Origin of the sequence: Apilactobacillus zhangqiuensis (assembly GCF_019656215.1) — a bacterium.
GTDB lineage: Bacteria > Bacillota > Bacilli > Lactobacillales > Lactobacillaceae > Apilactobacillus > Apilactobacillus zhangqiuensis.
Map to the genome: position 1 here is coordinate 155517 of NZ_BPLK01000001.1, position 12210 is coordinate 167726.

The 12210-nt window shown below is 36.8% G+C and carries 9 protein-coding genes and 3 tRNA genes; 3 read left to right on the forward strand and 9 right to left on the reverse strand.

Translation table 11 applies throughout. The annotated features are described in order from the left end of the window. Positions 1-86 precede the first annotated feature (86 nt). Complete coding sequence (locus tag K5Q07_RS00710) at positions 87-3161, forward strand: mucin-binding protein (protein ID WP_220729148.1); 3075 nt, start codon at positions 87-89, stop codon at positions 3159-3161. Between the two features lie 104 nt (positions 3162-3265). Here the strand turns inward: K5Q07_RS00710 and K5Q07_RS00715 are convergent, their stop codons facing one another. The 5 genes from K5Q07_RS00715 to K5Q07_RS00735 all read right to left on the reverse strand — a co-directional run bounded on the left by K5Q07_RS00715 (position 3266) and on the right by K5Q07_RS00735 (position 7516). After that, on the reverse strand, positions 3266-4078 hold the full coding sequence (locus K5Q07_RS00715; RefSeq protein WP_220729149.1) for a transporter substrate-binding domain-containing protein: 813 nt from the start codon (positions 4076-4078) through the stop codon (positions 3266-3268). 14 nt (positions 4079-4092) lie between these two features. After that, on the reverse strand, positions 4093-4836 hold the full coding sequence (locus K5Q07_RS00720; protein ID WP_054483939.1) for an amino acid ABC transporter ATP-binding protein: 744 nt from the start codon (positions 4834-4836) through the stop codon (positions 4093-4095). A gap of 14 nt (positions 4837-4850) precedes the next feature. Further along, positions 4851-5552: an amino acid ABC transporter permease gene (locus K5Q07_RS00725; protein ID WP_034531334.1), complete on the reverse strand. Its 702-nt coding sequence runs from the start codon at positions 5550-5552 to the stop codon at positions 4851-4853. Positions 5553-5711: 159 nt separating this feature from the next. After that, positions 5712-6584 carry a mechanosensitive ion channel family protein gene (locus K5Q07_RS00730; protein ID WP_138727198.1) on the reverse strand — a complete coding sequence of 291 codons (873 nt, stop codon included), beginning with the start codon at positions 6582-6584 and terminating at the stop codon, positions 5712-5714. Positions 6585-6649: 65 nt separating this feature from the next. Beyond that, positions 6650-7516, reverse strand: coding sequence for a mechanosensitive ion channel family protein (locus K5Q07_RS00735; protein WP_054607031.1), 867 nt, complete (start codon positions 7514-7516; stop codon positions 6650-6652). Between the two features lie 404 nt (positions 7517-7920). Here K5Q07_RS00735 and K5Q07_RS00740 point away from each other — a divergent pair, with 404 nt between their 5' ends. Further along, entirely contained in the window at positions 7921-8475 is a 555-nt protein-coding gene (locus K5Q07_RS00740; protein WP_220729150.1) for a TetR/AcrR family transcriptional regulator, read from the forward strand. A 56-nt stretch (positions 8476-8531) separates the two neighbouring features. On the opposite strand, the gene K5Q07_RS00745 is transcribed toward K5Q07_RS00740, so the two are convergent. Further along, positions 8532-10445 carry an ABC transporter ATP-binding protein/permease gene (locus K5Q07_RS00745; protein WP_220729151.1) on the reverse strand — a complete coding sequence of 638 codons (1914 nt, stop codon included), beginning with the start codon at positions 10443-10445 and terminating at the stop codon, positions 8532-8534. A gap of 217 nt (positions 10446-10662) precedes the next feature. Here K5Q07_RS00745 and K5Q07_RS00750 point away from each other — a divergent pair, with 217 nt between their 5' ends. Continuing rightward, complete coding sequence (locus tag K5Q07_RS00750; protein ID WP_220729152.1) at positions 10663-11649, forward strand: GH25 family lysozyme; 987 nt, start codon at positions 10663-10665, stop codon at positions 11647-11649. Between the two features lie 181 nt (positions 11650-11830). Here K5Q07_RS00750 and K5Q07_RS00755 read toward each other — a convergent pair. The 3 genes from K5Q07_RS00755 to K5Q07_RS00765 form a co-directional block, all read right to left on the reverse strand. Beyond that, positions 11831-11902 (reverse strand) — tRNA-Asn (locus tag K5Q07_RS00755). Positions 11903-11949: 47 nt separating this feature from the next. Then, positions 11950-12021, reverse strand: a tRNA-Asn gene (locus K5Q07_RS00760). 58 nt (positions 12022-12079) lie between these two features. After that, a tRNA-Asn gene (locus tag K5Q07_RS00765) sits at positions 12080-12151 on the reverse strand. Positions 12152-12210: the final 59 nt, after the last annotated feature.

The window sequence follows — 12210 nt, forward strand, 5'->3', positions numbered from 1 at the left end:
TTAAAAAAACTTAAACAAATACATACGGAATAAAATTTATTTTTATTTTAGAATACTTGTATAAATATAATTAGGGGGGAATAAATATGAACAAAGAAGTAAAGGAAAGAAAGATTTTACATAAAGTTAAGAAAAATTGGGTCGTTATTGGAATGGCAACTATATCTTTGTTAGGTACAGGTTATGTCGTTTCTCAAGGAATTGACGTAGCACCTACAGCAGTTGTGGCGCATGCTGACGAACAAAGCAGCTCATATCAAGCTGATCCAAAAAATGTATCAGCCACAATTACCAATGTTGATGCATCTACCCAAAACGTAACTCCGGGTAAATCAGTTAACTACGAAGTTTCTTTAAATAATAGTGATAACTTAGGAAGAGTAATTCCTAAGGGAACTAAGATTACTTTTACCGTAAATCCACAATCAGGTAAAAATTTCGATGATTTATTCTCATCAATTAGCACTTATACAAAGTATGGCAATGCAAATGTTTTTGACGTTTCTACCAATGACAATGTTGTAACTTTAACTACCAACACTGATTTATATCCAAGTGATAGTAAAATTAACGTTTCATTGCTAGTTAAAGAGGGACCACAAGATGCTCCTGATAGTACTTATGATGCAACAGTAAGTGCATCAATGGATTATGCAGGAACAACTTCAAATGTTTCCGTTTCAAATGGTAATATTTCAGTTCTTCAAAAGAAGAAGAGTGATGTTAAACCAGTTGATAGTCAAGCTGGACAAATGGGTGCTCGTCCTTTGAATATTCCGGACAAAACTAAGTCCGACACACCAGCTAACTGGAACACTTATCCAGATGATGTTCCTGATTATCCACTAAGTAACACTTACAAGAACCTTATTCAATACAGTGGAGATACTGCAAATGCGGGATATGCTCCAATCGTAACCAACAAAGATGGCAAACCATATTTCGTGGTTGTTGCTGAATTGAATCCAAATTCAAAAGATAATGCAGTGCATGGTAGAGCAATTACTTTATTAAATAGAAATTCAGATAAATCAAGTTTTGATACAAATAACTTTAGATTATACGCAATTGTAGATGGTAAATACAAAGATATTACCAATGAACCAGGCGTTTATCTAAAATCTGAATATGGAAATCCAATGTTTGACTATTCTGCATCTAAATATACTGATAACACAGTTGATTTTGTCGCATATCTTACTTATAGCGATTTAACAATCAACTATGGTGTTGATGGATACTTGAAGTACACAGTAGGTGATGACCCAACTGTTAACAACGTACCACCAATGCATGCTAATGTTTCAATCGTTCCAGCTAGTGATAACATCGGAAAATCATGGATTATTTCTCCTGATACCACTGTTTACACTGACAAAGATGGTAACTACACTTATAATTCTGGATCATTAACTAATGGTGTGAACGTATTTCAAGCGATTGATGGAACCCCATCGAGATATGTTGCTGTTAACAATCCTCAAATCAAGGTGGCTAACAACGACAATGTAAACGATGGTCAAGTTATCAATGTTGCTCAACAATCAACCAAGGATGTTAACTTAACTTACAGTGCTGACGGTGCTGTTAACAGTCGAGCTAAGTTACACGTTATCAACCCATACGTTTCAGTTCCAGATCAACAAGTAACTAGAAGCGTAAAGGTAAACTACGTTGATTCAATAACTGGTAATGTTCTAAAGACCGACACTGGTTCATCTGTATTCAAGGCCACCGGTGTTAAGGATACTAGAGATAACCTAATCACATGGGGAAACTGGTCAAACGTAAGCGGTGATGGTACTTATAACTTCACTGTTCCAACTATCGACGGTTATGTCCCAGAAGACAGCAGCAACGTTTCCGGAACACTAGCTCCATTAGGTAACGATGTAACTAGAATTGTTTTAATGGATCCAACTGAACAAGTGACAAGCACTAACACTGTGCCAGTTACTGCTGTTCCAAGAGATCAAACTAAGAAGGTTACTACAACTGGAAACGTTGGAACTGTTACTGAATCAGCTCCAATTGATGGATACCAAGAAACTAAGAGTGTGACATTTACTAGAACTGGTACTAAGAACCAAAAGACCGGTGATGTCACATGGGGTAAATTCACTCCAGATACTCAAACAGTTTCATTTACAGCTCCAAATATTCCAGGTTACTACCTAACAAGTAAGGGTCAAAAAGACGTTAAAGTTACTGCTCCAATAAATGATGGACCAAGATTACTTACTTTATCATTCTTATACAAGCCAATGTCAGATGTAACGAGAACCACTAAGGGTAACGTTACAATTAACTACATCGACGAAGATACTAAGCAAGCAATTCATGATCCATACAGTAATGACTTTGAATTCACCCGAGCTGGTAAGAAGAATGACCAAACTGGTGAAACTGTTTGGGATGACAATGGATATACACCAGCTTCTCAATCATATTCAGTAGACAGTCCAAATATTGATGGATATGAACTAGTAAACCCATCTCAATCAACTGTTTCTGGAACAATTGATGGTGGTGATGATGGTATCGTGGATAATGTTGCATACAAGAAGATTGCTACATCAAGCTCAAGTGCTTCCGATAGCTCTGCAGCTTCAAGTGAAGCATCACAAAGCAGCAGTGCTCAAAGTTCAGCCCAAAGCAGCAGTGCTCAAAGTTCAGCCCAAAGCAGTAGTGCAGAAAGCTCAGCTCAAAGCAGCAGTGCAGAAAGTTCAGCTCAAAGCAGCAGTGCAGAAAGTTCAGCTCAAAGCAGCAGTGCTCAAAGCTCAGCTCAAAGTAGCAGTGCAGAAAGTTCAGCCCAAAGTAGCAGTGCTCAAAGCTCAGCTCAAAGTAGCAGTGCAGAAAGTTCAGCCCAAAGTAGCAGTGCAGAGAGCTCAGCTTCAAGCCATGTAGTTGTACCAAGTTCATCATCAAGTCATGGTAACAACAATGGTAATCCATCTGCTGATAAGCATGAAACTTCAACACCAACTGCTGGAAAACACAAGAATAACAGTGGAAGTGCTTCAGAAGGAAACAAAGAAGTAAGCCGTTTGCCACAAACTGGTGATCAAACACATGAAAATATCCTTGTTGCCGTTGGTACAGCACTAATTGCAATGGCACTAGGATTGGTATTCTTCGGATCAAGAAGAAGACGCAAGTAATAAAAAAAGACTCCGCTAGGCGGGGCCTTTTTTATTGCCTTAAAACATTTAAACCAATAAAAAAGCACTCAATAATGAGTGCTTTTTTCGTATCTATATTAAGACTAGTTGTTCTTAGTAGTGATGTCTGAACCGAAGTACTTCATTGAAAGTTTCTTCATAGTACCATCTTTACGTAGTTCAGCTAGTGCTTGGTTAATCTTCTTAGTTAGAGCTTTTGAGTTCTTGTTTAACATGATTGAAGTTTCAGCTGGAGCTTGTAGCTTAGTTGGAACATCAATTTCTTTTAGACCCTTAGTTGAGTTGTGCTTTGCAAAGTACTTCCATGCGGGAACTGAGTTAACAGTACCATCAGCACGACCTTGTTGGATTAATTGGTAACCTGTTGAGTTGTCAGGAGTTGATGAAACCATTGCACCAAACTTCTTAGCAACAACAGCATTATCAGTACCAGCACCGTCAACAATGTTCATACCCTTGATGTCTTTGATGCTCATCAACTTGCTGTCACTCTTAGTGATCAATGTGTAGTATGAGTAAGCGTATGGGTCAGAGAATGAGTATAACTTTTCTCTTTGTGGAGTAACAGTCATGTTGTTCATAACAGCATCGTATCTGTTACTACCTAGACCAGCAATTAAACTATCCCACTTAGTTTCAACAAAGTTAGCTTTTAGACCTAATTTCTTAGCAACATCTTTAGCTAAATCAACTTCGAAACCTTGTAGCTTACCATCTTTTCTGTATGAGTAAGGTGCGTAAGTACCTTCTAGACCGATAGTTAACTTACCACTGTTAGTTACTTCTGATTTGTAGTTCTTTGAGCTTGAGCTGTTACCACATGAAGCTAAGATAGCACCAGTACCGAATACGGCTAAAGTAACTGCTAGAGACTTGAATAATTTGTTAAATTTCATGATATTGAATCTCCTTAAATGTTTTGTAGGGTCATTGCTGCAAGAAAATCTTTGATTCTTTGATCATCTGATTCAAAGAAGTCCTTTGTGTCACCATCGAAACCAACTTTACCATCTTCAATGAAGACAATCTTGTCGGCAACGCGTTGAGCAAAAGTAAGATTATGGGTAACAATAACTAATGATTGTTTTTCTTTGGCTAAATCTAATAACACTTTTAGAACTTCTAGTTCAATTTCAGGATCCAAGGCGCTGGTTGGTTCATCCAATAGGATGTATTCGGGATGCATTGCTAACGATCTAGCAATCGCAACACGTTGAGCTTGTCCACCTGATAGTTGACTTGGGTATGAGTCGGCTTTGTCTAGCATTCCAACCTTATCCAAAAGTTTTTCGGCAACTTCCTTGGCTTCTTCTTTACTCTTGTTTAGAACTTGTACTTGTCCTTCCATAACGTTTTTTAGAACTGTTAGGTGAGGGAATAGGTTAAAACTTTGGAATACCATACTAGTCTTTCTACGAATGTTTAGAATGGTTTTTGAACTTAATTTCTTTGAGAAATCAATCTTTTCATCATTGAATTCGTATTCACCAGTTTCTGGTGTTTCCAAAAGGTTTAAAGATCTAAGTAGAGTTGATTTACCAGAACCAGAAGGTCCGACAATCACTGAGGTCTTGTTCTTAGGAAATTGAAGGGAGATATTATCTAATGCATGTTGTTTGCCAAATGTTTTAGATACGTTTTTTAAATTAATCATTAACGTACTCCTTTCTAGTTGCTTACAGAATAACGAGAAACTCGTTTTTCTAGGTAACTTTGTAAGATTGTAAGAACACTACAGATGACTGCATAGATTGCAGCTACCAGAATGTACATAATTAATGGTTGATAGTTTTCAGCCGCAATTTGTTGACTGACTTCAAACATTTCAACGATAGTAATTGAAGCAGCTAGTGAAGTATCCTTAACCAAACCAATAAACTCATTGGATAAAGGTGGTAGTGACACACGACTAGCTTGTGGCAAGATAATTCTCCATAATACCTTGCGTTTGGTCATGCCTAGTGAGTAGGCAGCTTCCCATTGACCATCTGGAATTGATAGGATGGCACCACGAATGGTTTCTGAAGCGTAAGCACCAGTGTTCAATGAGAAAGTAATAATACCAGCAACAACTGGTGTTAATCTGATCCCATCTGGTAGAATTCCAGCGATTCTTAGGTATGGAAGACCAAAGAATACGATGAATAATTGAACCAATAGTGGTGTACTTCTGAATAGCCATACGTAGAAGTAAAAGAATGCTTTTACAATATTGAATAGGCCACCACGATGTGAGATTTTAACTAAAGCAGTAATTACGGCGATAGTTAAACCAATGATAAATGATACGATTGCAATTGGAATCGTGTAAGCAATACATGCCGAGACCAATTGAGGAGTCGCATCACGAATGATATCCCATGCGCTCATATCTCTTCTCCTTTGTTTTTTACAATAATTATGGAAATACGTAATTTAATCCAACCACCATTTTACACTATTTACATTTAGTTACAAATAATTAGTACACAAATTAATCTAAAATAGGTATGTTTTATAAAAAATTAAAAAAACATACCTATATAATGACTATTTTTGTGGGATTGGTGTGATTAGTTTGTTGTTTGGTAGGATAATTCCAGCATTCTTGATTGCTTCAAGATATAATTGTAGGAACTTGAATTGCACGTTGAACTTTTCGGTGTCGGTACATGGAATCCATTCCTTTACGGCAATGGTTCCGTCACCTAAATCGACCGTTCCTAATAATTGAGGTTCGTCGATAATTCCTTGGGTGTTTGGAATGTTCTTAGCGTTAACGTCTTTAACGATATCAATGATTTGTTGGATTGGACTGTCAGGGTTAACACGAATGTTAATTTCAGCCTTAAGACGATCCTTGGACATGTTACAGATATTGGTGATGTATCTGTTAGGGACAAAGTTAAGTGAGTCATCGACACCACGAATTTGAGTTGAACGAAGACCAATTTCAGATACTGTACCTGTGATGGTGTCTAATACGACGAAGTCACCGACATCGATTTGGTGTTCGAATAGAATGAAGAAACCAGTAATGATGTCGTTAGCAAGTCCTTGCGCACCTAAACCTAATGCAACGGTCACAAGACCAGCACCGGCTAGAAGTGAACCAACAGGAATGCCAATGATGCTTAAAATTGAGTATAACCAGAAGAAGATAAGAATGTAATTGTATGTGTTGGCAGAAATTGATTTCAAAGTACCTTCACGTTTGGGACTAATCTTCTTTTGTTTTTGGAGATATCTACCGAATAGGCGGTTGATGATAATTTGACCAATTAACTTAATAATAAGGAAGAAAATAGAAATTAAAAGAATATCAATAACGGCAAAAGTTAGATTATGAAGCATATCGCTCCACTTAAAACTATCTACATATTGCTTTAGAATACTTGGATTTTTTGCAGCTAAACTAAACATAATAATGACTTCCTTTCGTATTTATATATGATAGTAAAAAACGCCCCGAAACGGGCGTTGAAACTTTATTTTGAAATGTCGGCGATTACCTTGTTGTTTGGTAACTTAATACCTGCAGCGGTAATGGCTTCAAGGTATAGTTGTAAGAATTTGAATTGAACATCAAATCTTGCTTCATCCGTAGTAGGGATGAATTCCTTAACGGCAATGGTTCCATCACCCATATCAACAGTACCTAAGATATCTGGATCACCGATGATTCCTTCAGTACTTGGAATGTTCTTAGCATTAATGTCTTTCATAATGTTAATTACTTCGGTGATAGGGGTATCTGGGTTAACTCTGATGTCGATATCTGCCTTCATGCGTTCCTTAGACATGTTACAGATGTTAGTAATATATCTGTTGGGGATGAAGTTTAAAGCATCGTTGTTACTTCTAATCTTAGTAGTTCTAAGACCTAGTTCAGAAACGGTACCGGTGACGTCTCCGATAGTAACGTAGTCACCAATGCTAATTTGTTTTTCGAACAAGATGAAGAAACCATTGATGATATCACTGGCAAGTCCTTGAGCACCTAAACCAATGGCAACTGAGAATAGACCAGCACCAGCAAGTAGTGTTCCAATTGGTACACCGATAAAAGTTAGCACAGAGTAAATCCAGAAGAATACTAGGATATACATGTATGAGTTAACTGATAATGAGTGTAAAGTCTTCAATCTGTTTTCAGGAATACCACGTTCTCTCTTCGCGTAGTTCTTAAATAGATGATTGATAACGCGTTTACCAATCGCCTTTAAGATTAAGAAAAAGATTGAAATCAATACAATATCGATTACAATATTTGTTAAATTATGTAGGATTTCGTCCCAATTAAAGCTTTGAAAATATCTGGCTATGAAACTAGGGTTGGTTGCAACCTTTAGCATATAGTTCACTCCTTAAACAATTATCATATATAATATCGTAACATCAGATTTAATCAGATAACAGCTAAACAGTTCAACTTAAGAAAATGTTAATCTATTACTTCTTACATCGGTGTTAGAATGAAATTAATGAACGATTTATCCATGTCATATATGGCAATAGTAACGATTAGTGCTAGTATTAAGAACGCTAGATTTAATTTGATTGTTCTGTGCAAATAGACATTATGACCGATAACAAATACGAGTGTAATAACAGCCATAATGGATACTAAGAAGACGATTAGACCACTTATTAGACCGAATTTGTACATATTTTATGCATCTCTTTTCTATTTAATAGGTTAATCATAACACTAACCATACATATATAAGTGAACTATAACTTAATGGAGGAATTAACAGTGAAATATGAACACAAGCGCCAATTAACCAGGGATAAAATCGAAGGCGCGCTAATTAAAGTGGCCAAAGATAAGGGCGTATCTGATGTAACGGTCAGCGATATTATTAAGGCTGCCAACATCAACAGAAGTACCTTTTATCGTCACTATATTGATAAACCAGATTTGATTGATAGTATTGAAGATCGCGTCATCACAGATATTAAAGAGGCTAACGTTGAACTAAAGGGTAGTGAACTAGAACATATCAATACCGCTGCCGGCAAGTTTGTTTATAAATTTTTGACGGTAATTGAAGAAAATCAGCCAATTTTAGAATTGTTACTAAGCGAAAAAGGCGATATTCGTTTTACTTTGAAACTAATTGCCTTTTTTAATCAAATGGTGGCTTCAACCACCGAGGTCTTTACTGATAAGATGGATGAAAAGAAACGCAAACTTTTTTCCGCATATAATTCATCTACTGCAATGGGTGTAGTTACCTTTTGGGTTCATCATTTTGATGAATATGACAAGGACTATGTTTACGATTTTTTAGTGCATCGAGAATACTAAAAAACACGCTATAAAATTCATAGCGTGTTTTTTGTTAGAGGGGAATATACTACTAACTATTCTGCACTTAAACTTTCGATTGGATCTAGTTTAGCACCCTTGTTTGAAGGAAGAATTGAAGCTAGTAAGTTGATGATAATGGCAACTACGATACCGAAGATGGCGTTACCAAGTGAGATTTGGATGATTGAGTAATCAATCATACCGTGAACAGCTGAGTTAATACCTAATTGAATTAAGTATGAAAGAACAACAGCTGACACTGACGAGAAGATACCTAGAAATAGTGCTTGGCTCACGAATAACATTCTGATGTTACCCTTAGTAGCACCTAAGGCACGTAAAATACCAATTTCCTTGGTTCTTTCTGCAACACTAATGTATAGAACAACGATAATCATGATTGCTGATACCAATAGTGAAATACCAGCAATGGCAGCTAATACGTAAACAGCAAGGTTAATGTAAGTGTTTAGAGTTGATACAATCGCACCTGCACCTTGGATGCTGTATGCTTTCTTACCATTAACTTCAATCGCTTTGATTCTGTTTTGAACAGGGTCTACGTTGCTTACGCCACCCTTGATGTTAACGTTTAAGAAGTTTGGTTCAATCTTGATGCCGTTGTCGGCTAGGGCTTCTTTAACAGTAGCATAGTTAATGATAGTAAGTGGGCTTTGTGAGTCGATAATTCCAGAAATCTTAAGTTTCTTGGTTACTGGGTATGGAGTTCCGTTCTTCATGGCAGTGAATGAAACTTGAATTTCTTTTCCTACCATTGAATTAGGGTCCTTCTTGTTTAATGCTTTAGCAGCGGTAGTGTTAATAAGGATTTCGCCATCCTTAGGTGTTGTACCGTGTTTGATGTTGTCTTCATTAATAGTAGCTAAACTAGTAGTCATGTATGAAGATTGAGCTGTCTTTTTGCCATCCTTCATTTGAATACCAGTTGAAGCATAAGCTTTTTCGACGGATTTAACACCCTTAACGTTTTCTAAACGGCTAACGTCAGCATCTTTAAATGATGAGTGATCATTAGTGTTTTTATGGGAAACTTGAACACTGTTTGGATTTACTTGAGAGTAAATTTCGTGGTTAATGTATCCTCTAATTCCATTTCCAAGTCCTAACATGAATACGACTGAGAAGATACCAATCAATCCACCAAAGATGATCAATAGGTTACGTTTTGAGTTGTACTTAATGTTATCCCAAGTCATCTTAACGATTGATTTTAATGATAGAGATTTTGATTCTAGTGCTGGTTCGTCACTTTCGGAGTACTTGTCACGAAGAGTTCTGTCTTCGTCAATACGTCCGTCAGTCATGTGAACGATACGAGTACCGTAGTCAGCAACTTTTTGAGAGTGGGTAACAGTTAGGACTAGTTTTCCTTCCTTAGCAATGTTATCCAAAATTTGTAGGATTTCAGTGGTGTTTTCTGGATCCAATGCACCGGTTGGTTCATCGGCAATTAGCATTTCTGGATCACCGGCTAAAGCGCGGGCGATAGAAACACGTTGCTTTTGACCACCAGATAATTGGTTAGGGTACTTGTGGATGTGATCGCTTAGACCAACTTTAGCAAGTAATCCCTTAGCACGAGCAACTTGTTCCTTCTTTGAAAGGGTAGTCATTTCAAGTGGAACTAATACGTTATCTAAAATAGTTAAGTGACTAATTAGATTGAAACTTTGGAAGATAAAACCAATGGTCTTACGACGGTATTCATCTAATTGTTTGTCAGTATCATGTTTTAATGAGCTACCGTTTAATAAAACGTCACCTTCGTATTTACTGTCCAATCCACCAATGATGTTCATTAATGTAGATTTACCACCACCTGATTCACCAAGGATTGATACCATTTCACCTTTTTCGAATGATAAATCAATTCCTTTTAAGACTTTGAATTCGTCTTTGCCAAGGTAGTATGATTTTTGAATGTTTTTTAATTCTAAGAATGACATTATCTCACTCCTTATTGTTTTTAATTTGTAATGACTATTATAGGCGGGAATTTATCAAAAACAATCATCAAAATGAAAGAAAGTGTCGCATTTTGAGAGAAAAATTGCAGAAAAATGATAAATTGTCATATTTTGTAATATTACTATATCATTCTTGCAACATTTGGCGTCTATAATGCAAGTCAATGATTCATTAGAGAAATAGGAGTGAGTTATATTGATTAAGTTTAAATTCAAATCAATATTGATGACAATGGTCGCTTCTCTTGCTTTAACAACGGGGGTTGGAGCAATTGGAAGCTTTAATACACATGCAAACGCAAGTAGTAAAACAGTATATGACTTGTCTGAATGGCAAGGACGTCTAACAAACAAGAAAGCAAAGAACCTAAGTAAAGAAGTGCCTTTCGCAATTCTTAGAGTTCAATATGGATCAAGTTACAGTGATAGAACTTTTAAACACAACAAGGCACTATTAGAAAAGTACAAAGTACCATACGGGGTGTACTCATTTAGTAGATATAATTCATCAGCTGCTGCTGCCAGAGAAGCTCGTGACCTATACAACAGAGCGCCAAACGCAAAGTTTTATGTAAACGACTTTGAATCAGCTTCAATCAGTCGTCGTCACTCAAACGCTGCAACAGCTAAGTGGGTTAATACTTTACGTCCACTAGTTGGTTCTAGAAAGATTCTATTCTATTCATACCTAAGCTTCATGCAAACTTATGCTTCCAAAGCATTAAGTAAGTACGATGGTTACTGGGTTGCTTCATACACCAAGAATGAACCAACAATTGCCCACGTATTGTGGCAATACACTGATCGTCACTACTCATCATCATTACACAAAAATGTTGATGCAAGTAAGTTACGCAAGCAAAAGTCTTGGTTCTTAGGTACTGTTGCCAAGACTGTATCCAACACCAATGCCAACAAGGGTCAAAATGTTGAAAACAAGCAAGGTAACACTGAAGTGAAACCAGCTGCTGCCGTAAAAGCTAAGACAGCCAAGGTGGTTAAACTAGCTGCTAAGAAGGCAAAAGCTAAGAAACACGTTAAAAAAGCAAAGAAGCATCATACTAAAAAGGTGACTCATCATAAGAAGAAACATGTAAAAAAGTCAGTTAAGAAACATCACAAGAAAAAGCATCTTAAGAAGGTTCACCACAAGAAGAAACATCATAAGAAACACAGAGCATAAATAAAAGGCGATAGTCATTAGACTATCGCCTTTTTTGATCTGAAAACAAATAAAAAAACCTAGTCAAAAGGCTAAGTCTTCTTATTATGTGGAATTATAGATAATTATGAATAAAAATATGGAAAAGCAATTTGCTTTATTAGTTAACATTGGGATAAAGCTAACTTGGGATTTCTCCCAACTGCTCCGGCTGGACTCGAACCAGCAACCATCGCATTAACAGTGCGCTATTCTACCATTGAACCACGGAGCAAAACTGAGGTGAAAAATTATCTTTTTAATGAGTAGAGTTCCACTCAACTGCTCTAACTGGACTCGAACCAGTAACCTTCGCATTAACAGTGCGCCATTCTACCATTGAACCATAGAGCAAAAATGTTTAGTTATGTAAAAGATCTAACTCTTTTTGATGAGTAGGGTTGCTACTCGACTGCTCTAACTGGACTCGAACCAGTAACCTTCGCATTAACAGTGCGCCGTTCTACCATTGAACCATAGAGCAAGAATGAAATATGTGCTTGGAATTCAATCCAACTACTCAAAGGAGCATAAATATGTCTG